Source organism: Roseococcus pinisoli (assembly GCF_018413645.1).
GTDB classification, from domain to species: domain Bacteria; phylum Pseudomonadota; class Alphaproteobacteria; order Acetobacterales; family Acetobacteraceae; genus Roseococcus; species Roseococcus pinisoli.
On sequence record NZ_JAHCDA010000002.1, the window covers coordinates 1,250,713 to 1,274,878 of the forward strand.

At 70.3% G+C, this 24,166-nt stretch carries 26 protein-coding genes; 10 read left to right on the forward strand and 16 right to left on the reverse strand.

Features of this window, described 5'->3' with window-relative positions:
* Nucleotides 1–870 carry a CDP-alcohol phosphatidyltransferase family protein gene (locus tag KHU32_RS14465; RefSeq protein ID WP_213670782.1) on the reverse strand — a complete coding sequence of 290 codons (870 nt, stop codon included), beginning with the start codon at nt 868–870 and terminating at the stop codon, nt 1–3.
* On the reverse strand, nt 867–1,556 hold the full coding sequence (locus tag KHU32_RS14470; RefSeq protein WP_213670783.1) for a phosphatidylserine decarboxylase: 690 nt from the start codon (nt 1,554–1,556) through the stop codon (nt 867–869). Before KHU32_RS14470 ends, KHU32_RS14465 begins: the two co-directional genes overlap by 4 nt.
* A gap of 49 nt (nt 1,557–1,605) precedes the next feature.
* Between KHU32_RS14470 and KHU32_RS14475 the strand changes: the two genes are divergently transcribed.
* A complete protein-coding gene (locus KHU32_RS14475; RefSeq protein WP_213670784.1) occupies nt 1,606–1,995 on the forward strand; it encodes a hypothetical protein in 390 nt (129 codons plus the stop codon).
* A gap of 13 nt (nt 1,996–2,008) precedes the next feature.
* On the opposite strand, the gene KHU32_RS23470 is transcribed toward KHU32_RS14475, so the two are convergent.
* The 7 genes from KHU32_RS23470 to fabI all read right to left on the reverse strand — a co-directional run bounded on the left by KHU32_RS23470 (nt 2,009) and on the right by fabI (nt 10,224).
* Complete coding sequence (locus tag KHU32_RS23470) at nt 2,009–2,968, reverse strand: LysM peptidoglycan-binding domain-containing protein (RefSeq protein ID WP_213670785.1); 960 nt, start codon at nt 2,966–2,968, stop codon at nt 2,009–2,011.
* A 531-nt stretch (nt 2,969–3,499) separates the two neighbouring features.
* Nucleotides 3,500–4,705 carry a hypothetical protein gene (locus tag KHU32_RS14485; RefSeq protein ID WP_213670786.1) on the reverse strand — a complete coding sequence of 402 codons (1,206 nt, stop codon included), beginning with the start codon at nt 4,703–4,705 and terminating at the stop codon, nt 3,500–3,502.
* Nucleotides 4,706–4,820: 115 nt separating this feature from the next.
* On the reverse strand, nt 4,821–5,927 hold the full coding sequence (aroC, locus tag KHU32_RS14490; RefSeq protein ID WP_213670787.1) for a chorismate synthase: 1,107 nt from the start codon (nt 5,925–5,927) through the stop codon (nt 4,821–4,823).
* A gap of 180 nt (nt 5,928–6,107) precedes the next feature.
* On the reverse strand, nt 6,108–7,517 hold the full coding sequence (locus tag KHU32_RS14495; RefSeq protein WP_213670788.1) for a TRAP transporter large permease: 1,410 nt from the start codon (nt 7,515–7,517) through the stop codon (nt 6,108–6,110).
* Nucleotides 7,518–7,531: 14 nt separating this feature from the next.
* Nucleotides 7,532–8,083 carry a TRAP transporter small permease subunit gene (locus KHU32_RS14500; protein WP_213670789.1) on the reverse strand — a complete coding sequence of 184 codons (552 nt, stop codon included), beginning with the start codon at nt 8,081–8,083 and terminating at the stop codon, nt 7,532–7,534.
* A 22-nt stretch (nt 8,084–8,105) separates the two neighbouring features.
* Nucleotides 8,106–9,212 (reverse strand): TRAP transporter substrate-binding protein, encoded by a 1,107-nt coding sequence (locus KHU32_RS14505; RefSeq protein WP_213670790.1) that lies wholly within the window; start codon nt 9,210–9,212, stop codon nt 8,106–8,108.
* Nucleotides 9,213–9,384: 172 nt separating this feature from the next.
* Nucleotides 9,385–10,224: an enoyl-ACP reductase FabI gene (gene fabI, locus KHU32_RS14510; RefSeq protein ID WP_249681049.1), complete on the reverse strand. Its 840-nt coding sequence runs from the start codon at nt 10,222–10,224 to the stop codon at nt 9,385–9,387.
* A 105-nt stretch (nt 10,225–10,329) separates the two neighbouring features.
* Between fabI and pdxH the strand changes: the two genes are divergently transcribed.
* From pdxH to KHU32_RS14535, 5 genes are all read left to right on the forward strand, one after another.
* The gene (gene pdxH, locus KHU32_RS14515; protein WP_213670791.1) at nt 10,330–10,914 is read left to right on the forward strand and encodes a pyridoxamine 5'-phosphate oxidase; all 585 of its coding nucleotides are present in this window, start codon (nt 10,330–10,332) and stop codon (nt 10,912–10,914) included.
* Entirely contained in the window at nt 10,914–12,374 is a 1,461-nt protein-coding gene (locus KHU32_RS14520) for a bifunctional aminoglycoside phosphotransferase/ATP-binding protein (RefSeq protein WP_213670792.1), read from the forward strand. Before pdxH ends, KHU32_RS14520 begins: the two co-directional genes overlap by 1 nt.
* A 35-nt stretch (nt 12,375–12,409) precedes the next feature.
* Entirely contained in the window at nt 12,410–13,288 is an 879-nt protein-coding gene (locus KHU32_RS14525) for a universal stress protein (protein WP_213670793.1), read from the forward strand.
* 5 nt (nt 13,289–13,293) lie between these two features.
* Nucleotides 13,294–13,905: a GNAT family N-acetyltransferase gene (locus KHU32_RS14530; RefSeq protein WP_213670794.1), complete on the forward strand. Its 612-nt coding sequence runs from the start codon at nt 13,294–13,296 to the stop codon at nt 13,903–13,905.
* A gap of 93 nt (nt 13,906–13,998) precedes the next feature.
* Nucleotides 13,999–14,574, forward strand: a complete 576-nt coding sequence (locus KHU32_RS14535) for a manganese efflux pump MntP (protein ID WP_213670795.1) — start codon at nt 13,999–14,001, stop codon at nt 14,572–14,574.
* Here the strand turns inward: KHU32_RS14535 and KHU32_RS14540 are convergent.
* A complete protein-coding gene (locus KHU32_RS14540) occupies nt 14,571–15,473 on the reverse strand; it encodes a LysR substrate-binding domain-containing protein (protein WP_213670796.1) in 903 nt (300 codons plus the stop codon). The genes KHU32_RS14535 and KHU32_RS14540 overlap by 4 nt on opposite strands.
* A gap of 85 nt (nt 15,474–15,558) precedes the next feature.
* Here KHU32_RS14540 and KHU32_RS14545 point away from each other — a divergent pair, with 85 nt between their 5' ends.
* From KHU32_RS14545 to KHU32_RS14560, 4 genes are all read left to right on the forward strand, one after another.
* Nucleotides 15,559–16,320, forward strand: a complete 762-nt coding sequence (locus tag KHU32_RS14545; RefSeq protein ID WP_213670797.1) for a TSUP family transporter — start codon at nt 15,559–15,561, stop codon at nt 16,318–16,320.
* On the forward strand, nt 16,317–16,559 hold the full coding sequence (locus KHU32_RS14550; protein ID WP_213670798.1) for a hypothetical protein: 243 nt from the start codon (nt 16,317–16,319) through the stop codon (nt 16,557–16,559). The genes KHU32_RS14545 and KHU32_RS14550 overlap by 4 nt, the downstream gene beginning before the upstream one ends.
* Before the next feature lie 88 nt (nt 16,560–16,647).
* Nucleotides 16,648–17,355: a pirin family protein gene (locus tag KHU32_RS14555; RefSeq protein ID WP_213670799.1), complete on the forward strand. Its 708-nt coding sequence runs from the start codon at nt 16,648–16,650 to the stop codon at nt 17,353–17,355.
* Between the two features lie 142 nt (nt 17,356–17,497).
* Nucleotides 17,498–18,067, forward strand: a complete 570-nt coding sequence (locus KHU32_RS14560) for a GNAT family N-acetyltransferase (RefSeq protein WP_213670800.1) — start codon at nt 17,498–17,500, stop codon at nt 18,065–18,067.
* A 23-nt stretch (nt 18,068–18,090) separates the two neighbouring features.
* Here the strand turns inward: KHU32_RS14560 and KHU32_RS14565 are convergent, their stop codons facing one another.
* The 6 genes from KHU32_RS14565 to KHU32_RS14590 form a co-directional block, all read right to left on the reverse strand.
* Nucleotides 18,091–18,747 carry an ABC transporter ATP-binding protein gene (locus KHU32_RS14565; RefSeq protein WP_213670801.1) on the reverse strand — a complete coding sequence of 219 codons (657 nt, stop codon included), beginning with the start codon at nt 18,745–18,747 and terminating at the stop codon, nt 18,091–18,093.
* Nucleotides 18,734–19,495 (reverse strand): ABC transporter ATP-binding protein, encoded by a 762-nt coding sequence (locus KHU32_RS14570; protein ID WP_213670802.1) that lies wholly within the window; start codon nt 19,493–19,495, stop codon nt 18,734–18,736. The genes KHU32_RS14565 and KHU32_RS14570 overlap by 14 nt, the downstream gene beginning before the upstream one ends.
* A complete protein-coding gene (locus tag KHU32_RS14575) occupies nt 19,492–20,424 on the reverse strand; it encodes a branched-chain amino acid ABC transporter permease (RefSeq protein WP_213670803.1) in 933 nt (310 codons plus the stop codon). Before KHU32_RS14575 ends, KHU32_RS14570 begins: the two co-directional genes overlap by 4 nt.
* A gap of 142 nt (nt 20,425–20,566) precedes the next feature.
* A complete protein-coding gene (locus KHU32_RS14580; protein ID WP_213670804.1) occupies nt 20,567–21,502 on the reverse strand; it encodes a branched-chain amino acid ABC transporter permease in 936 nt (311 codons plus the stop codon).
* A 16-nt stretch (nt 21,503–21,518) separates the two neighbouring features.
* Nucleotides 21,519–22,832: an ABC transporter substrate-binding protein gene (locus tag KHU32_RS14585; protein WP_249681052.1), complete on the reverse strand. Its 1,314-nt coding sequence runs from the start codon at nt 22,830–22,832 to the stop codon at nt 21,519–21,521.
* A 95-nt stretch (nt 22,833–22,927) separates the two neighbouring features.
* Entirely contained in the window at nt 22,928–24,148 is a 1,221-nt protein-coding gene (locus KHU32_RS14590; protein WP_213670805.1) for a YbfB/YjiJ family MFS transporter, read from the reverse strand.
* Nucleotides 24,149–24,166: the final 18 nt, after the last annotated feature.

A 24,166-nucleotide genomic window follows, 5' to 3' on the forward strand; every position in this document is an offset into this window, starting at 1 on the left:
TCATTCCTGGACGGGGGCGCCGTCGCCCTGGGCGACCAGCGCCTCGGCCTCGCGCTTCAGCCGCCCGTAGGAACGGGCGGAGAAGAACAGCATCCCCATGTAGATCGCGCCGCCCAGCGCCAGCGCGGCCCAGGGCTCGGTCACCAGGAAGGCGATGAAGGCACCGGTGCCCAGCAGCAGCGGCAGCACCATCTGCGCCGGCACCTTGAAGTTCTTGAAGGACCAGGACGGCAGCGTGCTGACCATCAGCCCGCCCACCACGAAGAGCACGATCGCGCTGAACAGGGGGAAGCGGATGGCCTCCGCCAGGCGCAGCCACTCCGATTCCGCGAAGGCGAGCGAGGCGAAGAGCGGGAAGAGCGCGAGACCCGCGCCCGCCGGGGCCGGCACGCCGGTGAAGAAGTTATAGGCATAGGCCGGCTTCGGCGCGGGCACGACGCCCGGCTCGGCGATGCTGGCCGCGTTGAAGCGCGCGAGGCGCAGCGCGCTGCAGACCGCGAACATCACGCAGGGGATGAAGCCCAGGGGCCCGGCGTTCTGGAGCGTCCAGAGATAGAGGATCAGCCCGGGCGCCACGCCGAAGCACAGGAAGTCGGACAGGCTGTCGAACTCGGCGCCGAAGCGCGAGGTGCCCTTGAGCAGCCGCGCGATCCGTCCGTCCAGCCCGTCGATCACGGCCGCGACCACGATGAAGGAGGCGGCCTGCGGGAAGCGGCCCTCGATGGCGAAGCGGATGGCGACGAGGCCGAAGCACAGCCCCATCATCGTCATCAGATTCGGGATCAGCCGGTTGAAGGACGGGCCGCGAAAGCGCGGCCGCTGGCGAGGGCTGAAGTGGCGTAGCCGGCCGCGGAGGCTCGGGCGGTTCATCCCGCGCCTTCCGTCGCCGCGAGATCGGCCAGGACCGTCTCGCCGCCGATCATGGTCTGGCCCACCAGCACGCGGGGCCGCACGCCCTCGGGCAGGTAGACGTCGGTGCGGCTGCCGAAGCGGATGATGCCGAAGCGGTCGCCGGCCAGGAACTGGTCGCCCTCGCGCGCCGTGCAGACGATGCGGCGCGCCACCAGGCCCGCGATCTGCACGCAGGCGAGCTGACGGCCATCCGCCAGGTCGAAGCGCAGGGCGTTGCGCTCATTCTCGGTGGAGGCCTTCTCCAGGCTGGCGTCGATGAAGGTGCCCGGGCGATAGGCGATGCGGCTGACGCGGCCCTGTACCGGGGCGTAGTTCACATGCACGTCGAGCACCGAGAGGAAGATGGCCACGCGCCAGCGCGGCGCCTCACCCATCTCCAGCTCGGCGGGCGGGATGGCCGGGCCGACGAGCACGACCTTGCCGTCGGCCGGGGCGATCACGAGGTCGCGCTCCTGCGGCGGCACGCGTTTGGGGTCGCGGAAGAAGTAGAGACAGAAGAGCGTGAAGGCGACGCCCAGCCAGAACAGCCAGCTGCCCAGCAGCATCCCGCCGAGCACGGCCACGCCGGCGCCGCCATAGATGAAGGGCTTGCCCGCCGGGTGGGGCGGCGAAAGGACGAGGGACAGGCTGTTCGCGAGGGACATAGCTCTGGTTTATCCCTTGTTCACCTTCCTGCGGCAAGTTGTGGAAGACATGATCACGCTGGGCCCCTTCGCCGTCGGCAGCGACGGCACCCTCTCCCCCCGATCGCCCGGCAGCAGCCCGGAGCTGCGCTTCGCCTGGCGGGGGCGCGATTGCCGGGCCCTGGTCACGGAGCGCGCGCTGCAGCTGCGGGCCATGGCGGGGCGCATCCCCTCCACCGCCGACCGTCATGCCGACCGGGCCGCCACCCTGCGGGCCGTGGCCGCGCTACCGCTCGAGCTGCCGGCCGGCTGGCGGCTCCGCCTCACCGCCGACCACCGGCTCGCGCTGGAGATGGAAGCGCCGCCGGGGGCGACGGCCGTCGCCCTGCTCGGCGACATGGTCCGCTTCGCCATGGCGATGGACCCCTATCTGGATCGGCTCGAGGCCGCCGGCGCCTGATCGTAAGGCGGCCTCAGTGGCCCGCGCGCGGCAGGGTGAAGATCTGCCCCGGATAGATCAGGTGCGGATTGCGGATCTGGTCGCGATTCGCGGAGAAGATCTGCGTGTAGCGGACACCCTCGCCATAGGTCCCGCGGGCGATGCGCCACAGGTTGTTCCCCGGCTGCACCACGTAACGCCCCTGCGCCCCGGCCTCCGCCAAGACATTCGCCGGCGGCGCATCGCGCTGGAAGGGCTGCTCGACGCGCGAGATGACCTGGCCCTGCGCGCCCAGATGGTCGGCCCGCAGCACGTGCCGGCCGAAGGAGGGCTGGCTCGGCGGCGAATAGCTCCAGCGTCCCTGCGCGTCGGCGACGACCTCGCCGGCCGGCACGTCGTCAATGTAGAGGCGCAGATGGGAGCCCGCCGGCGCCGCGCCTGCGAAGCGCATGCCGGAAGCGCCGGCATAATCCACGAGATCGATGGAAAGCCGCGTCGCGGTGGGGGCCTGCAGCGCCCGGATGGGCCCGTCGACGCCCGGGGCGGGCAGAAGCAGGACCAGCGGCGAGGCGGCGGGCTCCGCCGAGGCCGGCTCCGCCGCGGGGCGGGAAGCGGGCGCGGCGCCGGCCGGCGTGGGCGATGGCCGCGCCTCGGCCAGGGCGATCGGGCCGGGGACGACGAGCACGACGCTGGCCTCGCCAGCCAGGGGCTCACCGCCCGGCAGGCGCGCCGTCAGCGTCAGCTCGCGAGCGCCGGGCGTCAGGGGCCCATCCGGCAGAATGACCCATTCGCCGCGCGCATCGGCGCGGGCGCGGCCGATCTCCCGGCCATTCTCGAACAGGATCACCTCGGCGCCCGGGCTGGCTCGGCCGGCCGTGACCAGCGCGCCGCGTGCGCCGACCCGCGCCACGTCGAAGCGCGGCGGCTCCGGGCGCGGCCTGGCGGCCTCGGGGCTCGCGGCGGGCGCGGCTGTAGCGGCGGCGGCGGCGGCCACGCCCGCTGGTGGCGAAATGGGAGAACCGGGCGCGGCGGCAGGTCGCGCCGCCTCGGCGGGCGGTGAGACGGGGGCGCTCTGCTCACGACGCGGCGGAGCCGGCTCCACGCGCGCGGCGGTTTCACGGGGTGAGGCGACAACGGGCGGCACGGCGGCGGTCGTATTGCCGTCAATGGTTGCCGGGCGGGTGGATCCGGGGCTTCCGCCTTGCGCTGTCGTCGCGGGCGGTGCTGCGGGCGAGCGGGACGAGGCGTCGACGGGTGCGCCCTGGAAGGCACCGCCGAACCACGCGCCCAGGACGAGCACGAGCGCCGCGACCGCGAATAATCCCAACCGGCCCAAGCTGATCCCCGAACAGAAGTCGCATTTCGTAACTAAGCGGAAGCGTAACCGGCGTCCATGTCGCTGCGTGGTTTCCGCCCGCAAATTGCCAGCGTCGCGCCGATTTGCGACGCCGCAACGTGAATACTGTCGGGTTTCCATGCGGCGTGGGAGTACTCGCCGCCTCGGGGCCGGGATCGGCCCCCTTCGTCAGTTGCTGCTGATCGCGGGCTCCAGCCCCGCCAGCTTGGCCGCGGGATGGCCGGGATTGCGGAAGCGGAGCTCCCCCTCGGGAACGGAGGTGCCGGCGCCGAAGAATTCCTGCCGCGTGGTGCAGGTCACGGCGACGACGCGCTTGGCCACCGGCACGGTGAGGAAGCGACGCACCGCGCCCTCAAGCTCCAGCGTGTCGCGCAGGGAGTGCCACTCAGCCGCTTCCAGATCGTCCAGGAAGACCGCGAGGATGCCCGGTTGGCTCCCCGAAAGGCGCGCCTCGGCCGTCGAGGCTAGGCGCTTGGCCACGACCTGGGAGATCGCATTCTCGCGCCCGGCCCGCGCGGCCATGACGAAGATGCTGCCGCTGGCCGGATCGGCGGTCACGGCCAGATGCGCCTCCACGCCGAAGACCTGTCGCAGCCGCGCCGGCAGCGCCCGCTGCGGGTCGCTCGCCGCCTGGGCCCCGGCCAGCACCAGCGGATCGAGCTTGAAGACCGCCTCGGCGCTGGAATCCTGCCGCCGCTCATTGGCCAGCATGGTGGAGATGCGGGCATGGAGCTCGGCGAGGCGCGTCTGGTCCGACACGCCCTCCGGCAGGGTCATCTTCAGGATGTAGCGGCCGGGATGGGCGGCGAGCCAGGTCTGCAGCTCGGGATTCACGCGGTCCACGAGGGTGGCCCAATGGCCGCGGTGCAGCGGCCGCCCCTCCTCCGCCGAAACCGTCTCGCAGACCACCTCGGTCGCCGTGCCGCCGCGCTCGATGAGCAGGTCGTGGCGGGCGCCGTCGATCAGCCCCTCGAAGCGGACCTCGAAGCCGCGCGCCCGCAGCAGCGAGGCGGTGCGGACGAGATGGAAGAGCGGCAGGAGGTTCGCCTCCCCGGCCAGGCCCTCAGCGAACATGGATTTCAGCCGCTTGCGCCCGGTATCGGGCAGCGACTTGGCCAGATCGGTCACCTCGCGGGCGAAGCCCAGCACCAGGCGCTCGGCACGGCCCGCCTTGGCCATGGCTTCCGGACGGTCCAGCCGGCCGAGGATCAGTTCCAGGATATGGCGCTGCTGGGCCGCGCGGCCCGCCAGCGTTCCGGGCTGGGCGCGCGCGCCCAGGTCGAGGAGGCGCCGGCGCCAGAGGGAGGGCCCGGCGAGCGCCACGAAAGCGCTGAGCGCGCTCGCATCCGCGCGGTTCGGTTCGGCAAGCGGCATCGGGCCTCGCTAGGGTATCGCGGCATCCAGCGCGGCCAGCACCGCCCGGTCTCGCACGGGGTCGTCGTCCCGCGGGACGACGCTATCAGAATTCATTCCCGCGCCTCAACTTGCTTCATTCCCGCGGCAGCCGGCCCTGGGCAGGGGCGCCGGGGTTCTGGGCACGATGGCGCAGGAGGTGGTCGGCCAGGACGCAGGCCAGCATGGCCTCGCCCACCGGCACCGCGCGGATGCCGACGCAGGGGTCGTGGCGGCCCTTCGTCAGGATATCGGTGTTCTGTCCTTCCAGCGTCACCGCCTGGCGCGGGGTGAGGATGGAGCTCGTCGGCTTCACGGCGAAGCGCGCGACGATGGGCTGGCCGGTCGAAATGCCGCCCAGGACCCCGCCCGCATGGTTCGCGAGGAATTCCACATGACCGTCCTGGCGCATGCGCATCTCGTCGGCATTCTCCTCGCCGGAGAGGGCGGCGGCGGCGAACCCGTCGCCGATCTCCACACCCTTCACCGCATTGATGGACATCAGCGCCGCCGCGATCTCCGCGTCGAGCTTGCCATAGATGGGAGCCCCAAGGCCCACGGGAACCCCCTCGGCGCGCACTTCGATCACGGCACCGACGGAGCTGCCCGACTTGCGCACGGCCGAGAGCTGTTCCTCCCAGCGGAGGGCGGCCTTGGCGTCGGGGCACCAGAAGGCGTTGTTCCCCACCTCGGCCCAGTCCCAGGCCTCGCGGTCGATGCGGTCGGCGCCGATCTGGACCAGCGCGCCGCGGATCACGACCCCCTCGCCCAGCACGCGCCGCGCGACCGCGCCGGCCGCGACCCGCATCGCCGTCTCGCGCGCCGAGGCGCGGCCGCCGCCGCGATAGTCGCGGATGCCGTATTTCCATTCATAGGCGATGTCGGCGTGGCCGGGCCGGAAGCTCTTGGCGATCTCGCCATAGTCCTTCGACCGCTGGTCCTGGTTGTCGATATGGAGCGCGATCGGCGTGCCGGTGGTCCGGCCCTCGAAGACGCCGGAGAGGATGCGGACCTCGTCCGGCTCCTGGCGCTGCGTCACGAACTTGGAGGTGCCCGGCTTGCGCTTGTCCATGAAGGGCTGGATCCAGCCCTCGTCGAGCTCGAGGCCCGGCGGGCAGCCGTCGACCACGCAGCCGATGGCCGGACCATGGCTCTCACCCCAGGTGGTGACGCGGAAAAGATGTCCGAAGCTGTTGTGGCTCATGGCCGTCCTCCTGGAGGGGCTGGCGCTCCGCGTCGCTCACGCCATCCGCCCCAGCCTGTGTCTCGTCGCGATAACCGGCCGCGCGATGCCGGCGGCCGGCGCCCGGTCTAGCCCGCGCGCGAAACGGCGGCCACTGGGGGCCGCCAAAGCCTTGATGCGCCTGTCCCGGCGCGTCCCGCCTCAGAAGGTGGGGGGTGCGGCTTCTTCCTCACTGGAATCGGGCATCGGCACCTCGATTCGCACGGTCGAGGGGTCCACCCCGGGCCGCCGGTCGAGCCAATAGGTCACGCTCTGCGGCCAGAAGATCACCACCGCCACCAGGATCAGCTGCAGCAGCACCCAGGGGATCGCGCCCCAATAGATGTCGGTCGAGCGCACCTCCTTGGGAGCGATTCCGCGGAGGTAGAAGAGCGCGAAGCCGAAGGGCGGGTGCATGAAACTCGTCTGCATGTTCACGCAGAGCAGCACGCCGAACCAGACCAGATCGATGTCCAGCTTGGCAGCCACGGGCGCCAGCAGCGGAATGACGATGAACACGATCTCGAAGAAATCGAGGAAGAAGGCCAGGAAGAAGATGAAGACGTTTACGAAGATCAGGAAGCCGACCTGACCTGCGGGGATGTGCGAGAGCAGGTGCTCGATCCACAGCCCGCCGTCCACGCCCTGGAAGACGAGGCTGAACACGGTCGACCCCACCAGGATGAAGATCACCATGGCGGTGATCCGCATGGTGCTTTCCATCGCCTGATAGAGCAGCGCCCAGGTGTAGCGCCCGTTGAGCCAGGCGAGACCGATGGCGCCCACCGCGCCCATCGCGCCGGCCTCGGTCGGCGTCGCGAGGCCGAGGAAGATCGTGCCCAGCACCAGGAAGATCAGCACGATCGAGGGCACCATGCCCTTCAGCACGCGCCAGTAGAGCGGCCAGCCGCGCGGCGCCAGCGCCTCGGGCGGCAGGGGCGGGACCTTGTGGGGCGCGAAGATCGCCACGCCCGCGATGAAGGCCATGAAGAGCAGGATCTGCAGGATCGAGGGGCCGATGGCGCCGGCATACATGTCGCCCACCGAACGCCCGAGCTGGTCGCCCAGGATGATCAGCACCAGCGAGGGCGGGATGACCTGCGTGATGGTGCCCGAGGCCGCGATGACGCCCGTGGCGATCCGCATGTCGTAGCCGTAGCGCATCATGATCGGCAGCGAGATCATGCCCATCGCGATGACCGAGGCCGCGACCGTGCCGGTGATGGCGCCCAGCACCGCGCCCACCAGGATCACCGCGAAGGCCAGCCCGCCCGGCACCTTGCCGAACAGCTGCCCCGTGCCCTCGAGCAGGTCCTCCGCCAGGCCGCAGCGCTCCAGCACCGCGCCCATGAGCGTGAAGAAGGGGATGGAGAGCAGCAGGTCGTTCGACATGATGCCGAAGATCCGCAGCGGGAGATTGCCCAGATAGGCCGAGGTGAAGAAGCCCATCTCGATGGAGAGGAACCCGAAGAAAAGCCCCGTGGCCGCCAGGGAGAAGGCGACCGGAAAGCCGATCAGCAGGAAGACGACCAGCCCGCCGAACATGATCGGCGGCATGAGTTCCAGGCTCATCCGGGGATTTCGTCCTATTGCTCGGGGCGCACGTATTCGGACACCAGCTCGACCTCACCGGTCCTGGTGCCCTTCAGCGCCGCGATGCGTTTGATGAGCTCGGAAATGCCCTGCAGGAAAATCAGCGCGAAGCCGATGGGCAGGATCAGCTTGACCGGCCAGCGCAGCAGCCCCCCGGCATTGGAGGAGCTCTCCTGCCGGGTCCAGCTGTCGAGGAAGAAAGGCCAGGTCATCCAGGCCAGCAGCGCCATGGCCGGCCCGAGGAAGAGGATAAGGCCGACGACATCCACCCAGAGCCGCGCCCGTGGCGGCAGGTTGCCGTAGACCAGGTCCACCCGCACATGCTCGTTGCGCAGCAGCGTGTAGCCCGCGCCCAGCATGACGATCACGGTGAAGAGGTACCACTGCACCTCGAGCCAGGCATTGGAGCTGTAGGAGAGGAGGTAGCGGATCGCCGCATTGCCGGCGCTGACCACGCAGGCCACCAGCACGGCCCAGACGGCGAGCCGGCTGACCAGCCGGTTCACCACATCGATCGCATGGCTGACGCTGAGAAGCGGGCCCATCTTCGTCCTTCCCTACTCGGCCCTACCCTCGGCGCTGCTGCTCCTGCGACTGCATGAGGTAGTTGAAGCTGTCGAAGGTGTTCTCGGCCACGCGGAACCAGGGCAGCGTCGCCTCGCGGAAAGCCTTGGTGTGGTCGTAGATCCGCTTGAACAGCGGGTTCGCCGCCGAGGTCTCGGCATAGAGCTCGTTGGCCGCGTGGTAGCAGGCCTCCATCACCGGCCGCGGGAAGGGCCGCAGCTGCGCGCCAGCGCCCACCAGGCGGCGCAGCGCCGGCGGATTGACGGCGTCGTACTTCGCCATGGTCTCGATGGTGGCGTCGCGGCAGGCGCTTTCCAGCGCCTCCTTGTAGAGCGTGGGCAGCGCGTCGTAGCGCTGCTTGTTGCTGTAGAAGGAGAGGTTGAGGCCGCCCTCCCACCAGCCGGGGTAGTAGTAATAGGGGGCAACGCGGTTGAAGCCGAGCTTCTCGTCGTCATAGGGCCCGACCCATTCGGCGGCGTCGATCGTGCCGCGCTCCAGTGCCGGATAGATGTCGCCACCGGCGATCTGCTGCGGCACGACGCCGAGCTTCGCCAGCACGTTCCCCGCGAAGCCGCCGACGCGGAACTTCAGGCCGCGCAGATCCTCGGGCGTGCGGATCTCGCGGCGGAACCAGCCGCCCATCTGCGCGCCGGTATTGCCCGCCGGCATCGAGACGATGTTCATCGGCTCGAAGAACTCGCGCAGGATCTGCCGGCCGCCGCCATGTTCCAGCCAGGCATTGATCTGGCGGAAGTTGAAGCCGAAGGGCCAGGTCGCGTCGAAGGTGAAGGTCGGGTCCTTGCCGACGAAGTAGTAGGAGGCCGTGTGGCCGCAATCGACCGTGCCGCCGGTCACGGCATTCGCGACCTCGAGGGCCGGGACCAGCTCGCCCGCGCCGAAGACGCGGATCTGGAACTTGCCGTCCGTCAGGGCCAGGACGCGCTTGGCGACGTGCTCGCCGGCACCGAAAATGGTGTCGAGCGACTTGGGGAAGGAGGAAGCGCAGCGCCAGCGGATCTCCGGCATCGCCTGGGCCAGCGCGGGCGCGGCAAGACCTGCCGCACCAAGGGCGCCAGCGGCCGTCCCGGCGACAATACGGCGACGATTCATGCAATGCGATCCTTTTCCCGGACTTCCCCGTGGCCTCGCTCTAGCGGCGGAGGCTCACTCGATTCTCTTACGATACAGATTCCGACATCGTAAGGAAAAGAAGAATGTCCAGGATCGGGAGCGGTTGGCGCCGGTTACCGGCGCGGAGGGGGCGAACCCCCTCCCCCTTAAGTCAACTCTTGTCGATGGTGAGGTCGGGCGCGTCGGGGTTCTTCATGCCGACGATGTGGTAGCCGCAATCGACGTGATGGACCTCGCCCGAAACGCCGGTGCTCAGCGGCGAGAGCAGGTAGAGGCCCGCACCGCCCACCTCGTCGAGGCCGACATTGCGCTGCATGGGCGCGTTGTACTGGTTCCACTTCAGGATGTAGCGGAAGTCGCCGATGCCGCTGGCGGCCAGCGTCTTGATCGGCCCGGCACTGATCGCGTTCACGCGGATACCGTCCGGCCCGAGGTCGGCCGCCATGTAGCGCACGCTCGCCTCGAGCGCGGCCTTGGCCACGCCCATGACGTTGTAGTGCGGCACCCACTTCTCGGCGCCCAGGTAGCTCAGCGTCAGCAGCGAGCCGCCCTCGCTCATCAGCGCGGCGGCACGGCGGCCGGCGGCGGCGAAGGAGTAGCAGGAGATGTCCAGCGCCTGGAGGAAGGCCTCGCGCGGCGTGTCGACGAAGCGGCCCCGGAGGTACTGCTTGTCCGCGAAACCGATGGCGTGGACGAAGAAGTCGAGCTTGCCCCAGCGCTCCTCGATGGCGCCGAAGACCGCATCCAGATCCTCGTCGCGGCCGACGTCGCAGGGCAGGATGATGTCGCTGCCGATGCTCTCGGCGAGCGGGCGAACGCGCTTTTCCAGCGCCTCACCCTGATAGGTGAAGGCAATTTCAGCCCCTTGCGCCGCGCAGGCCCGGGCAATGGCCCAGGCGATGGAGCGGTCATTCGCGACACCCATGATGAGGCCGCGGCGGCCTTGCATCAGCGTACCGGTTGGCAAGGCGGGAGCGGCGTCGTCCTTCATGGCGTTCCGTGTCTTGGTGGGGCGCGACGGCGCGGGCACCGGTTGCGGGGCGATAGTTGTGGTGGCACATGCCCTAGAACCGGGCAAGGCCCCCAAGGACTTAGCATGGCTCAAGCAACCGATCCCTACGCTCTCTTCGCCGAATGGCTCGCCGAGGCGGAGAAGTCCGAACCCAATGACCCCAACGCGCTGTGCCTGGCCACCAGCACGCCGGAAGGGCGCCCTTCGGCGCGCATGGTCCTGCTGAAGGGCCACGACGACCGGGGCTTCGTCTTCTACACCAACCTCGAATCGAGGAAGGGCGAGCAGCTCGCCGCGAATCCCTTCGCCGCGATGTGCTTCCACTGGAAGTCCCTGCGCCGCAGCATCCGGGTCGAGGGCCAGATCGAGAGCGTGACCGACGCCGAGGCCGACGCCTATTACGCCACCCGCCCGCGCGGTTCGCGCATCGGGGCCTGGGCCTCGCGCCAGTCGCGGCCGCTGGAGGGGCGCTGGGCGCTCGAGAAGGCCGTCGCCGACTACACGATGAAGTTCGGCGTGAGCGCGATCCCGCGGCCGGCCTTCTGGTCCGGCTTCCGCCTGATCCCCGACCGGATCGAGTTCTGGCGCGACATGCCCTTCCGCCTGCATGAGCGCCGCGTCTTCCATCCCGAGGGCGAGGCCTGGCGCGAAGAGGCGCTGTACCCCTGATGGCCGTGCCGGCCGGGCAGCAGGAGGCCGCGGCCTTCCTCGCCCGGCTGACGGGCGGTGGCGTCATCGAGACGCATATCTCGGCCGTCTTCCTCGGCGAAAGGGAGGCGCTGAAGCTCAAGAAGGCCGTGGATCTGGGCTTCCTCGACTTCACCCGGCTCGACGAACGCGAGCGGCTGGTGAAGTTCGAATACGCGCTGAACGCGCCGCATGCCCCCTCCCTCTATCTCGGTTGCGAGAAGCTGACGCGCGGTCCCGAGGGCTTGCGCCTGGGCGGCGAGGGCGAGGCGGTGGACTGGGTGCTGCGCATGCGCCGCCTGCCCGCCGACGCCTTCCTCTCGGCCCGCGACCTCGACCCCGCGCTGCTCGATCCGCTGGCCGATGCCGTAGTCGCGCTGCACGCCGCCGCACCCTGGCGCGCGGGCGATGGCGACATGACCGCCATCCTCACGGGCAATCGCGACGCCGGGCTGGCGGCCGGCCTGCCCCGGGCCGAGGTGCTGCGCTGGGCGGAATCGGCGCTTGCCCTGCACGGCCGGCTGAAGCCCTGGCTGGCCGAGCGCGCCCGCGACGGCTTCCTGCGGCGCTGCCATGGGGACCTGCACCTGGGGAACCTCTGCCTGATCGACGGCCGCCCCACGCCCTTCGACGCCCTCGAATTCGACGAGGCGCTGGCCACCATCGACACGGGCTACGACCTGGCTTTCCTGCTGATGGACCTGGCCCTGCGGCACGGCCGCGGGCCGGCCAACCGCGTGCTGAACCGCTACCTGGCCCGCACCGGCGATGTGGCGCTGTTGCGCGGCCTGCCACTCTGGCTTTCGACCCGCGCCTTCATCCGCGCGCATGTCGTCGCCCGCGCCGAAGCCGCTTCTTCCGACGAGGCGGCGCGGCTGCTGGCGGCGGCGCTGTCCTGGCTCGAGCCCGCGCCTCCCCCGGTGCTGGTCGCGATCGGCGGCCTTCCCGGCACCGGCAAGACGACGATCGGACGGCTCGTGGCCCCCGAGCTCGGCCCCTCGCCCGGCGCGGTCCAGCTCCGCAGCGACGAAATTCGCAAGCGCCGTCACGGCGTGCTGCCCGAGATGCGTCTCCCGAAGGAGGCCTATGGCTCGGAGACCTCGAAAGGCGTTTTCGACGAGCTGCGAGAACTCGCGCGCGTCGCGCTCAATGCCGGCTGCCCGGTCGTGGCCGACGGCGCGTATCTCGACCCCGCGGAACGCGACGCCATTGCCGCTCTGTCAACGAATTTCTTCGGCTTCTGGCTCGAAGCGCCGCTCGACATTCTGCGCGACCGCGTCGCTTCTCGGCAGGGCGACGCTTCCGATGCCGACGTCCATGTCCTCGATGTCCTGGCCGCGCGCGACATCGGCCGGATCGAATGGAAGCGCGTCAACGCGGCGGTTGATACAGCGTTGTCATCACGCAAGATGCTGGACTCATTGCCTTCCACGCCGCCATAACCCATTCCAGTACAACCCGCTTCAGGGGAACCACCATGGCCTACCGCCGCCTGCTTCTGCCCATGACGGGAACCGCCGCCGGCGAAGCCGCGCTCGCGACCGCCCTGCTCGTCGCCCGGATCTGGAACGCGCACGTCCATTGCCTGCATGTCCGCGTCGATGCGCGTGACGTCGCGCCGCTCGCCGGCGAAGGCCTGTCCGGCGCCATGATCGAGGAGATGATGGCGGCCACCGAACGCGAGAGCGGCGACCGCGCCGGCCGCGTGCGCGCGCTCTTCGATCGCTTCGCCGCCACCGCCGGCGACATCACGATCGCCGATTCCGCGGAGACCGCGCTGAAGTCCGGCGGCCCGACCCTTTCCTTCGAGTCCATCGCGGGCCGCGAGGAGGACATCGTCGCCCAGCAGTCGCGCCTCTACGACATGGCGGTGGTCCCGCACCCCGAGGCCGACGAGGACGTCTCGAGCTCCGACGCGCTCCACGCCGTGCTCTTCGATAGCGGCCGCCCGGTGCTGATCGCGCCCCGCGAGGCGCCGAAGACCATCGGCACGCGCGTCTGCTGCGCCTGGAACGGCTCCGCCGAGAGCGCCGCTGCCATCGATGCCGCCCTGCCCTGGCTGCACCGCGCCGATGCGCGCCGCATCCTCTATTCGGACGAGTACCAGCGGCGCGGCCCGAAGGTGGAGGGCATCCTGGCCTATCTCCACTGGCACGAGATTTCCGCCGAGGCGATGCAGTTCAAGCCGCTGACCAAGGATGTCGGCGCCGGCCTGCTCGGCGCCGTGCGCGACTTCGACGCGGACCTGCTCTGCATGGGCGCCTACAGCCATTCCCGCCTGCGCCAGCTCATCCTGGGTGGCGTCACGCGGCATGTGCTGGAGAACAGCGACGTGCCCGTGCTCATGTGCCGCTGAGACACATGAGCCGGATCGACCACGGACCGCCGGGCGCGCGGATGAGTCCCGCCGCCGGCCGTCTTCAGCTCGTGCGACCGGCACGGGAGCATCTGCGCTCCTATCTCGGCGCGCTCGAGACCGGCTGGTCGCCGGACAATCTGCGCCCCGAAGTCGCGGCGGAGCAGATCGCGGCCATCGGGCAGGATGCGGAGGCCTTTCTGGCCTCGTTCGACGATCCGGAGGCCAAGGGACCGCCCATCGGCCTGCCCGACGGCACGACCGTCCCGCGCCTGCCCAGCTTCCGCCGCTGGATGTGGGAGGGGGGCGAATTCTGCGGCTCGATCGGCGCGCGCTGGCAGCCCGGCACGGCGGCGCTCCCGCCCCATGTCTTCGGCCATATCGGCTACGCCGTCGTGCCCTGGCGCCGCCGCGAGGGGCTCGCCACCCGGGCGCTCGCCCTGATGCTGGAGGAGGTGCGGCCGCTGGGCCTTCTCCATGTCGAGCTCACCTGCGACGCGGATAACGAGGCCTCCATCCGCGTCATCCGCGCCAATGGCGGCGAGCCCTGCGGCCAGTTCGACCGTGCCGCCGGCCATGGCGGCGGGGTCGAGCTACGCTGGCGGATCCCGTTCTGATCGACGTCCAGAATTCAATACTCAAACACCTGTTCATACGTTGACATAAAAGCCGGCGACACCTATCCGGGGCTTCCCTGAAGCGGAAGACCCATGTCGCCCTCCACCATCGCCATGCTCTCCTTCAGCATGTCTGCCGATGCCTTCGCGGCCTCCATGGCCAAGGGCGCATCACTGGATCGCCCACGGCTGAGCGAGGCGCTGCGCACCGGTGCCATCTTCGGAACCGTCGAGGCGATCACGCCCCTGCTCGGCTGGGCGGCCGGCTTCGCGGCCAGCGCCTATATCGCCGCCGTGGACCATTGGATCGCCTTCGTCCTCCTCGCCGTCATCGGCGGGCGCATGGTACGGGGCGCGCTGAAGCCGCCAGAGAGCCTGGAGGGCGATGGCACCCGGCCGCGCCGCCACAGCCTCGGCGTCCTGCTGGCGACCGCCATCGCCACCAGCCTCGACGCCATGATCGTCGGCGTGTCGCTCGCCTTCCTGGACGTCAATATCCTCGTGATCGCGCTGTGCATCGGCGGCGCCACCTTCCTGCTGTCGACCGGCGGCGCCCTGTTCGGCCGCCATCTCGGCGCGCGCCTCGGCCGCTGGGCGGAGGGGCTGGGCGGCCTCGGCCTGATGGCGATCGGGACCTCGATCCTGATCGAGCACCTCTTCCTGGCCTAGGAAGCCGGCGGTTCCTCCCGCGAGGGCGCCGCCGCGGCCTCCAAGATCCAGGCGCGGAAGGCCGTGAAGGCGACATCCTCCTCGCGCCCGGCGCGATGGACCAGGAACCACCCCTTCTCCTTCGGCACCGAGGCCGCGAAGGGCGCCACCAGCCGACCCTGCCGCAGCGCGTCGTCAATATAGGGGCGGATGCCCATGGCCACGCCGAGCCCGTCCGCCGCCGCCTGCTGCGCCTGTCCGTAATAGTCGAAGACCGGCCCGCGCACCGCGACCTTCCCTGCAAGCCCCTGCGCCGCCAGCCAGAGCGGCCAGTCCTCCTCCGCATGCGCCACCCGCAGCAGCGGGACGCCGGCCAGTTGTTCCACCCCCTCAAGGCGCCCGGCCATGGCAGGCGAGCAGACCGGCAGGAGGCCCGCGGCGAAAAGCGGCGTCGCCACGAAGCCCGGCCATTCGCCGTCGCCCAGGCGAATGCCGCAGCTCCAGCCCTCGTCGAAGGCCGTCGTCGCGCCGCCCGAGGTCACGCGCACCTGGATGCCGGGCGCGCGGGCGTGCCAGTCGGCCAGCCGCGGGATCAGCCAATGCGCGGCGAAGCTCGGCCCGACGCCGAGGGTGAGCATGCGCTGCCCGGCCTGCGCCACGGTCGCGACGGTCAGACGCTCCAGCTCGTCGAAGATGGCACCCAGCCCGGCGCGATAGGTCTCGCCCACGGGCGTGAGGGTGAGGCGGTTCGGCCGCCGCTCGAACAGCACGATGCCCAGGCGCTGCTCCAGCAGCCGCACCAGCCGGCTCACCGCGGCCGGGCTGACGTGGAGCTCCGCGCCGCCGGCCGCGAAGCTGCCATGGCGCGCGGAAGCCTCGAAGGCGCGCAGGCCGTTCATGAAGGGCAGGCTTCGGGACATGGCTTCTCCACCCTCAGGAAAGCTGAGGGTCAGCCGAGTATATCTTCCCTATCGCGTCGTTGCGCCAGCGCGCAGATTTCGCCGCATGTCGCTTCCCCTCGCCGCGCTTCTTGGCGCCATCATGATCTTCACCTCCCTCCTATCGGGCATCTTCGGCATGGCGGGCGGGCTGATCCTGGTCGGCGTCCTGCTCGTCCTCATGCCCCTGCCCGATGCCATGGCGCTGCACGCCGTCACGCAGATCGGCTCCAACGGTTGGCGCGCCATTCTCTGGATCCGCTACGTGCGCTGGCGCAGCGTGGGCGCCTATCTCACCGGCAGCGTGCTGGCGACGGCCGCCTGGGCGATGGTGCAGTTCGTGCCGGACAAGCCCTGGGCGCTGCTCGCCCTCGGCGCGACGCCCTTCCTCGCCCGGGCGCTGCCGTCGAGCCTGCGGCCGGACCCGGACCGGATCTCGCACGGCCTCGCCTACGGCGCAGCCTGCATGATGCTGATGTTGGTGACCGGCGTGACCGGGCCGCTCTCCGACACCTTCTTCCTCGGCAACGGCCAGCAGGACCGGCGGCAGATCGTCGCCACCAAGGCCTTCTGCCAGGTGGTGAGCCACGCGCTGAAATTCGTCTATTTCAGCGCGCTGATCCCCGATTCCGGCAGCGTGGCGCTCTGGCTCGCCGTGATGGGCGTGGCCTGCTCGATGCTGGGCACCACCCTGGCCCGCCGCGTGCTGGACGCCATGACCGACACCGGCTTTCGCCTCTGGTCGCGCCGCCTGATCACCGTGATCGGCCTGTTCTACCTCGCCCAGGGGGGCTGGCTGCTGATCTCCGGATGGATGAACGCCTCATGAGCACACCCGTGGTCCAGGCCCTGATGCTCGACATGGTCGAGTGGCTCGCGCGATCGCCGCGCCCTTATGAGGAGGCGATCGAGGCCTGGCGCACCTCCTGCCCGCGCCTCACCGTCTGGGAGGATGCGATGGAGGAGGGCGTGATCGAGAACCGGCGCGCGGCGGGCGGCGGCCTCGTGGTCGCCGTCACGCCGAAGGGCCTGGACATGTTGCGGAGGCGTCATCACCCGGCTGAATAGGGCTGATCCATTCGCCTGCATGGCGAAGGCACCCTCCCTTCACCTATCTCATCCCCCGAAGCCACAAACCGGCTCACGGGATCAGACCATGATCGACATCCGCCCCTTCGACACCCTCGGCCACGCCGACCACGGCTGGCTCAACGCCCGCCACCACTTCTCCTTCGCCAGCTACCACGACCCCAAGCGCATGAGCTGGGGCAAGCTGCGGGTCTGGAACGACGACGAGATCGCGGCCGGCAACGGCTTCGATCCCCACCCGCACCGCGACATGGAGATCATCACCTATGTCCGCGAGGGCGCGATCACCCATCGCGACAGCATGGGCAACGAAGGCCGCACCGAAGCGGGCGACGTGCAGATCATGTCCGCCGGCACCGGCGTCACGCACAGCGAGTACAATCTGGAGCCGGAGACGACGAAGCTCTTCCAGATCTGGATCATGCCCGATGTGCGCGGCGCCAAGCCGAACTGGGGCGCGAAGAGCTTCCCCAGGGCCGGGCGCGAAGCGCGGTTCGAGGTGCTGGCCGGCGGCCGCGAAGGCGACGCGGCGGCTGGCGCGCTGCCCATCAACGCCGATGCGGCGGTGATGGCGGCGACGCTCTCCAAGGGCCAGGAGCTGCGCTACACGCTGGCCGAAGGCCGCGCGGCCTATCTCGTCGCGGCCAAGGGCAGCGGGTCGGTGAACGGCACGCCGCTCGGCCCGCGCGACGGGGCGGCGATCTACAAGGAGGACGAGGTCGTCATCGTCGCGAATGACGAGGCCGAATTCGTTCTCGTCGAGGTCGCGGCCTGATCGGTCACGCCTAAGGTGAAGGGGGATTTCCCCCTTCACGTCCCACCATACGAAACACTCCTTTTCGATCCGCATCCTGGCGCGGCGCGGCGCCTTTCGGTTAAAGCCGGATTCATCTTCGGAACGATAAGGAAGCACGGCCATGAATGCCGCCTCGGAACAGGTCACGTCGGACACGCTCCTCGTGCGAAGCGCCACCGACGCCGACATGGAAGCCGTGGCCGACATCTACGGCCACTACGTGCTGCACGGCACGCCCACCTTCGAAACGGAACCGCCGGGCGCGAGCGAGATGGCGCGGCGCCATGCCGGGCTGGTTGCGCAGGGCTATCCCTATCTCGTCGCGGAGCGCGACGGCGTTGTGCTCGGCTATGCCTATGTCAGCTCCTACCGGCCGCGCCCGGCTTATTGGAACACGGTCGAGAACTCGATTTACCTGCGGCATGACGCGGGCGGCCGCCGCGTCGGCACGCGGCTGCTGGCCGCGCTGATCGAGGAATGCGAGCGGCGCGGCTTCCGCCAGATCATCGCGATGATCGGGGACAGCGGAAACGAGGCCTCGCTGCGGCTGCATCTCGCGCATGGCTTCGAGAGCATCGGCACCCTGCGCGCGGTCGGCTACAAGCTCGGCCGCTGGATCGACACGGTCTGCCTGCAGCGCAGCCTGGGCCCGGGCGACACCATGCCGCCCGCGGGCCCGCCGCCCGGCTGACGGCGGCGGGTTGTCGGCGCCGCTCAGGCGGGCGCGATCTCGCCCCGCTCGATGACGTAGGTGCTGTCGACCAGCGGTCGCAGCAGGCCCGGATTGCTCTCGGTGATGAGGATCGCGACGTCCGGCAGCGCGTCGCGCAGGCGGCGCAGCGCCTCCGCGTAACGCAGCGCCAGCGCGGGCGCCAGGCCCTGGAAGGGCTCGTCCAGCAGGATCGCGCGCGTGCCGATCATCAGCGCGCGCGCCAGCGCGACCATCTTGCCTTGCCCGCCCGAGAGGCCGGCGGCCTTGCGCGGCGCCAGGTCCCGCAATTCCGGCAGCAGGGTGAAGACCGCCTCCATCCGCCGTGCCGTCTCCGCCGGGTCCAGCTTCAGCACCTGGGCCGGCAGCAGCATGTTGTCGTGCACGGTGAAGCTGCCGAAGAGCCGGCGATCCTCCGGCGCGTAGCCCACGCCGAGCCGAGCGCGGAAATGCGCGGGCACATGCGAGGCATTCTCCCCCGCCACCGAGACGCTGCCGGCGCGCAGCGGCAGCAGCCCCATCAGCGCGCGCAGCGTTGTGGTCTTGCCGGCGCCGTTGCGGCCGATCAGCGCCACGCGGCCGCCCGGCGGCACGTGCAGCGAAACGCCGCGCAGCACCGGCGCGCCGGCGATGTCGACGCAGGCGCCCTCAAGCCGCAGCATGGCGCTCGATCCCGATCACGTCGCGTTGCACCTGCGGGTCCGACAGCACCTCGGCGGGCGGGCCCAGCGCGGCGATCCTGCCCTGCGACCAGACGGCCACGCGGTCCGCGAAGCGCTCCACCACGTCCATGTCGTGCTCAACGAAGACGGCCGTGACCTGCGCCGCGCGCAGGACGCGGGCCAGCGTCTCCACCACCTCCATCTTCTCGTTCGCGGCCACGCCGGAGGTCGGCTCGTCCATCAGCAGCAGGCGCGGCTTCAGCGCGACGGCCATGGCGATGTCGGCCAGCTTGCGCGCGCCCTCGTTCAGCGCATCCGCCCGCGCCCCGGCGATGGAGGTGAGGCCGAAGCGCTCCAGCAGATCCACCGCCTCCTCGCGCCAGCGCGGACGCAGCAGCGGCGCCAGCGGCGACCACGGCCCCTCCCGTGCGGCGATGGCGAGCGCGACATTCTCCAGCACCGTGTGCTCGGTGAAAAGCTGCGGCAGCTGGAAGGAGCGCGCGATGCCGCGCGCCACGATGCGCCGGGGCGCCATGCCGGTAATGGCCTGGCCCTCATAGGTGATGATGCCGGCCTGCGGGCGCAGATAGCCGGTGGTCATGTTGATGAAGGTCGTCTTGCCGGCGCCGTTCGGCCCGATGATGGCCAGGAACTCGCCGCGCCGGACATCGAGGTCGATGCCGTCGGCCGCCTTCACGCCGCCGAAGGCCAGGCGCAGCCCCTGCGCCGAGAGAAGCACGTCGCTCATGCGCGCCTCCGCCACAGGCTTTCGACCATGCCCCACAGGCCGCGGGAGAAGAACAGGATCACGCCCAGCAGCACGAGGCCGAGGATGGCCTGCCAGGCATCGGCGAAGCTCGCCGCCGCATAGACCCGAACCAGCTCGAAGGTCACCGCGCCGAGGAAGGGGCCGAGCGCGGCGCCGGCGCCGCCCAGGATGGCGATGAAGACCAGCTCGCCCGAGACGGTCCAGTAGCCCAGCAGCGGCGTCACATGGCGCGTCGTCATGGCGATGATGCTGCCCGCCAGCCCGCCCATCAGCGCCGAGAGCACATAGGCCGAGAGCAGCACGGCGCGCGCCGGCAGGCCCATGAACTCAAGCCGCGTCTCACGCGTCTTGATGGCGGAAAGCGCCTGCCCCATCGGCGAGGCGAGGTAGAGGCGCACGAAGCAACCGATGGCCAGCGCCAGCACCAGCGCCGTCCCGAACATCGCCCATTCGAACTGGTCGCGCTCAAGGGCCATGCCGAGGAAGCGCGGCACGCCGACGCGGATGCCGTCCGTGCCCTTGGTGTAGTGGTAGAGCTTCTCCAGCAGCGAGTAGAACACCATGCTGATGGCGAGGTTCAGCATGCTGAAGAAGATGTCCCGGTAGCGCGACACAAAGAGGCCGATCACCAGCCCGAGCAGGCCCGAGAGCAGCATGGCCACGGGCATCAGGATCAGCGCCTCGGGCATCGCGGGCGCGAGGAAGGCCACGGTATAGGCGCCGAAGGAGAGGTAGAGTGCGTGGCCGAAGCTCACCTGTCCCGCCCGCAGCAGCAGCAGGATGCCGAGCACCGCGACGCCCTTGGCGAGGGCGATGGTCAGCACGAAGCGCAGCCAGGGCGCGAGGATGGCCAGCAGCACCAGCAGCGCGGCGCCGCCGATCGCGAGAAGCGTTTCCGTTCTTCTCATTCTACCGATCCCTTGAGGAGGGCTCTGCCCTCCTCAAACTCCGCCCGCCAGGGCTTTTGGCCCTGGACCCCGGGACTCAAGTATTGGTTTCCAAAGGCCCTTCGGCCTTTGGTGGGGAGGGTCTTCCAGGAAGCTGTCCTGCTCATACCCGCCGCGTCTCCGCCACGCCGAACAGCCCCTGCGGCCGCACCAGCAGCACCGCCACCATGATGAGATAGGGCGTCAGCACCTCGGCCTCCGGCAGGAAGTAGACGGCGATGGAGCGGGAGAGGCCGATCATCAGGGCGGTCAGCGCCGCGCCCTCGATCTGGCCGAGCCCCGCCGTCGCCACCACGGCGAAGGAGAGCACGATGGTCTGCGCCCCCAGCCCCGGCACCAGCGAGGCCGTGGGCGAGGACAGCGCGCCGCCCAGCGCGGCCAGGATCGCGCCGAAGGTGAAGGTCAGCAGGTAGATGCGCGAGGCGTCGATGCCCATGGCCGTCGCGGCCTCGCGGTCGGTGGTGACGGCGACGATGACGCGCCCCGTCAGCGTCCGCCGCAGGAACCAGGCGAGGCCCACCAGCGTCGCCACCGCCACGCCCGGCAGGACGAAGAGCTGATAGGCCGTGAAGGGGATGAAATCGGCCCCGAAGGGCACGTCGAAATTGCCGAGCAGCCGCATCGCCGCATCGTTCTGCACGGGCTGCGTGCCCCAGATCAGCTTCTGCGCATCCTCCAGGATCATGAAGAGCGCGAAGGTGACGAGGAGCTGCAGCACCGGCTCCTGCGCATAGATCCGGCGCAACAGCAGCCGCTCGATCAGCGGACCGAGGATGCCGCCGACCAGCGCCGCCGCCACGAGCAGCACGGGCAGGCTGGCCCAGGCCGGCAGGCCGCTCGACGCCGCGAAGAGGCCGAGGCTCGCGGCCGCATAGGCGCCGATCGCGTAGAGCGAGCCATGGGCGACGTTCAGCACGCGCAGCACGCCGAAGACGAGGTTCAGCCCCACCGCCACCATGAAGACGAGCGCCGCATAGGCGAGCCCGTCCAGCAGCGCGAGGCCGAGCAGCAGCCCGTTCTCCTCGAACCAGCCATACATGCGCGTGCCTCCCGGCTCAGATCGCCTCGCCCGCGGTGTTCTCCAGCCCTGCGCGCAGCGTCTTCAGCCAGTCCACGCTCTTCTGCCCGACCGGCGCGCTGACGTTGGTGGCGGGGTAGAGCATCATCTTCTCCGGCACCGCATAGGGCAGCGTGCCGAAAGAGGAGAGACCGACGATCTGGTCCTCCATTCCCTGCCCGTCCTCGCGGATGGTGATGCGCGAGGTCGGCGTGTCGAAGGTCAGGCCCTGGAAGGCCGCCGCCAGCTCCTGGTCGTTCGGCCAGCCACCGGACTTGGCCGCGATCGCCTTGGTGTAGGCCGCCTGCAGCGCCGAGAAGGCCTGGAACATGTGGTGGCAGGGATAGATGGCGGGCTGGTTGAAGCGCTGCTGGTAGCCATTCACGAAGCGGTCCAGCGCCGCCTTGTCGCGCGGGCGCGGATGGTTGACCCAGTGGTCGCCGCGCGTGCCGATGATGTGGCCGGCCGGCATGGAGCGGCCCAGCGGCGGAAGCGAGGCCTCGGCCACCGGCAGCACCATCAGCGAACGCTCGAGCAGCCGCCGCTCATTGGCCTGCCGCACCAGCGTCACCAGTTCGCCGCCCCAGGAGGTGGAGAGGATGACGTCGGGCCGCAGCGCCAGCAGGCGGGTGATCTCGGTGGAGAAGTCGGTGCTGTTGAAGCGCGGGAAAAGCTCGGCCACGACGCGCACGCCGGGCTTCATCGCGTCCATGCCCGCGCGCCAGAGCTCCCAGGAATCGCGGCCCCAGGCGTAGTCCTGGTTGATGACCGCGATGCTGCGGAAATCGGGCTTGTGCTTCAGCAGGTAGAGCAGCGGCGCCAGCACCTCGGAGGTGCCGTAGCCCTGGGTGCGGAAGGCGAAGGGGTGGCGCCCCTCCTCGAAGATGCGCTGCGTGCCGCAGTCCCAGAGGATGGTCGTCTTGCGCATCTCGTCCGAGAGCGGCGTGCAGGCGAGGCAGGAGCCCGAGGAGATGGAGGCGAAGACGACATGCACGCCCTCGGACTGCACGAGGCGGCGGAACTCGCCGACCAGGTGCTCCGTGCCGGGGTTCTCGTCCACGAAGGAAAGCCGCACCGGCACGCCGCCGATGCCGCCCGCGGCGTTGATCTGCTCGGCCAGCATCTCGGCGGTCTGCTTGGCCGGAACCCCGAAGACGCTGGCCGGGCCGGAGAGGAAGGTGGTGATGCCGATCTTGAGCTCGGCGGGCTTGGCGGGCTGGGCCTCGGCGCCGGAACCGGCCATGAGCAGGCTGCCGGAGGTGGCGGCGCCGGCGAGCACGGAACGGCGTGACATGGACGCGCTGGTCGTCATGACGTGATCTCCCTGGACAGGGTCGATTCATGTCGTGATCGACCTCTTCACCGACGCTGCCCGAGGACAATGGCCAAAGCAAGCCTTGGCTGCCCTCAGGCCATGGCCCCCTTCGGCACGGCCCGCAGCGCGGCCACGAGGTCCACCGCCAGCGCCAGCGCCACGGCCACGCCGCCGACGAGGAAGAGGAGCTGGTAGTTCCCGCCCGTCGCCGTAAAGACGAAGCTCAACCCATAGGCGGCGACGGCCTGGAAGAGGGCGAAGAACACCGTCGCCCGGCTCCAGGCGGCCTTCTGCCGGACGTGATGGCCCGGCAGGAGCTCGCCGATCCGGCCCAGCACCAGCGGCACCGTCCCCGTCACGAAGGCGCCGACCACGAGGCTCGACGCCCCCAGCGCGAGGGGGCCCGTGGCCACGGCCGGCAGGGCCACCGCCACCGCCTCCAGCACGAAGCCGAGGCGCAGCGCCGTACCGAAGCCCACCCGATCGGCGAAGTGGCCGAGGAGCAGCGGGCCGAGCGTGGCGCCGATGCCGAAGAGGATCCAGTAGCCGGAGCCCGCCTGCACGCCCTGCCCCAGCCCGCGCGCCACGAAGTCGACCAGGAAGATCATGTGCGGAACCCAGCCCGCGGCGTTCAGTGCATAGGAGGCGTAGAGGGCGCGCAGCGGCAGGGGCCGGTGCGCGGCGGCCTTTTCCACGGGCGGCGGGGGCAGCGCGCCCTCGCGCGGCCAGCCCGCCCAGGCCGTGGCGGTGAGCAGCATCGACAGGGCGCCGAGGCCCAGCCAGGCCTGCGACAGCCCCTGCTGCAGCAGGAGCGGGACCAGCGTGCCGGAAATGGCGACCCCCGCCCCCACCCCCATGAAGATCAGCCCGCCCGCCAGTCCGCGCCGCGCCGGCGCCAGATGCGGCAGCACGGCCGGCGCCGCCAGCACCATCAGCGCCCCGCCCGCGACGCCGGCCGCCAGCCGCCAGACGAAGAACCAGGCGAAGTCCACCGGATGGGTGCAGGCGAAGAAGGAAGCGGTCGCGAGGAGCATCATGGCCCGCAGCACGGCGACGGCGCCGAAGCGCGCGGCGAGCGGCCGCCCCAGCAGCGCGCCGGCGAGATAGCCGGCCAGGTTGGCGGCCCCCAGATAGGCCGCGGTCGAGGCCGCGAACCAATGGGCATCGACGATGGCCGGCAGGAGCGGGGTATAGGCGAAGCGCGCGAGGCCGATCCCGATCAGGCTGGCGCAGAAGGCGGAGAGGATGGATCGCCCGCCCACCACCTCTGCCCGGACAGGATTGGTTTCGCCCTTCCGGGCCGCGCGAGACATGTCAGCTCCATCAGCTAT

Coding starts and splice junctions, on each gene's coding strand:
- KHU32_RS14465 (WP_213670782.1), bottom strand. CDS start 870: ATGAACCGCCCGAGCCTCCGCGGCCGGCTACGCCACTTCAGCCCTCGC.
- KHU32_RS14470 (WP_213670783.1), bottom strand. CDS start 1,556: ATGTCCCTCGCGAACAGCCTGTCCCTCGTCCTTTCGCCGCCCCACCCG.
- KHU32_RS14475 (WP_213670784.1), top strand. CDS start 1,606: ATGATCACGCTGGGCCCCTTCGCCGTCGGCAGCGACGGCACCCTCTCC.
- KHU32_RS14485 (WP_213670786.1), bottom strand. CDS start 4,705: ATGCCGCTTGCCGAACCGAACCGCGCGGATGCGAGCGCGCTCAGCGCT.
- aroC (WP_213670787.1), bottom strand. CDS start 5,927: ATGAGCCACAACAGCTTCGGACATCTTTTCCGCGTCACCACCTGGGGT.
- KHU32_RS14495 (WP_213670788.1), bottom strand. CDS start 7,517: ATGAGCCTGGAACTCATGCCGCCGATCATGTTCGGCGGGCTGGTCGTC.
- KHU32_RS14500 (WP_213670789.1), bottom strand. CDS start 8,083: ATGGGCCCGCTTCTCAGCGTCAGCCATGCGATCGATGTGGTGAACCGG.
- KHU32_RS14505 (WP_213670790.1), bottom strand. CDS start 9,212: ATGAATCGTCGCCGTATTGTCGCCGGGACGGCCGCTGGCGCCCTTGGT.
- fabI (WP_249681049.1), bottom strand. CDS start 10,224: ATGAAGGACGACGCCGCTCCCGCCTTGCCAACCGGTACGCTGATGCAA.
- pdxH (WP_213670791.1), top strand. CDS start 10,330: ATGGCTCAAGCAACCGATCCCTACGCTCTCTTCGCCGAATGGCTCGCC.
- KHU32_RS14520 (WP_213670792.1), top strand. CDS start 10,914: ATGGCCGTGCCGGCCGGGCAGCAGGAGGCCGCGGCCTTCCTCGCCCGG.
- KHU32_RS14525 (WP_213670793.1), top strand. CDS start 12,410: ATGGCCTACCGCCGCCTGCTTCTGCCCATGACGGGAACCGCCGCCGGC.
- KHU32_RS14530 (WP_213670794.1), top strand. CDS start 13,294: ATGAGCCGGATCGACCACGGACCGCCGGGCGCGCGGATGAGTCCCGCC.
- KHU32_RS14535 (WP_213670795.1), top strand. CDS start 13,999: ATGTCGCCCTCCACCATCGCCATGCTCTCCTTCAGCATGTCTGCCGAT.
- KHU32_RS14540 (WP_213670796.1), bottom strand. CDS start 15,473: ATGTCCCGAAGCCTGCCCTTCATGAACGGCCTGCGCGCCTTCGAGGCT.
- KHU32_RS14545 (WP_213670797.1), top strand. CDS start 15,559: ATGTCGCTTCCCCTCGCCGCGCTTCTTGGCGCCATCATGATCTTCACC.
- KHU32_RS14550 (WP_213670798.1), top strand. CDS start 16,317: ATGAGCACACCCGTGGTCCAGGCCCTGATGCTCGACATGGTCGAGTGG.
- KHU32_RS14555 (WP_213670799.1), top strand. CDS start 16,648: ATGATCGACATCCGCCCCTTCGACACCCTCGGCCACGCCGACCACGGC.
- KHU32_RS14560 (WP_213670800.1), top strand. CDS start 17,498: ATGAATGCCGCCTCGGAACAGGTCACGTCGGACACGCTCCTCGTGCGA.
- KHU32_RS14565 (WP_213670801.1), bottom strand. CDS start 18,747: ATGCTGCGGCTTGAGGGCGCCTGCGTCGACATCGCCGGCGCGCCGGTG.
- KHU32_RS14570 (WP_213670802.1), bottom strand. CDS start 19,495: ATGAGCGACGTGCTTCTCTCGGCGCAGGGGCTGCGCCTGGCCTTCGGC.
- KHU32_RS14575 (WP_213670803.1), bottom strand. CDS start 20,424: ATGAGAAGAACGGAAACGCTTCTCGCGATCGGCGGCGCCGCGCTGCTG.
- KHU32_RS14580 (WP_213670804.1), bottom strand. CDS start 21,502: ATGTATGGCTGGTTCGAGGAGAACGGGCTGCTGCTCGGCCTCGCGCTG.
- KHU32_RS14585 (WP_249681052.1), bottom strand. CDS start 22,832: ATGACGACCAGCGCGTCCATGTCACGCCGTTCCGTGCTCGCCGGCGCC.
- KHU32_RS14590 (WP_213670805.1), bottom strand. CDS start 24,148: ATGTCTCGCGCGGCCCGGAAGGGCGAAACCAATCCTGTCCGGGCAGAG.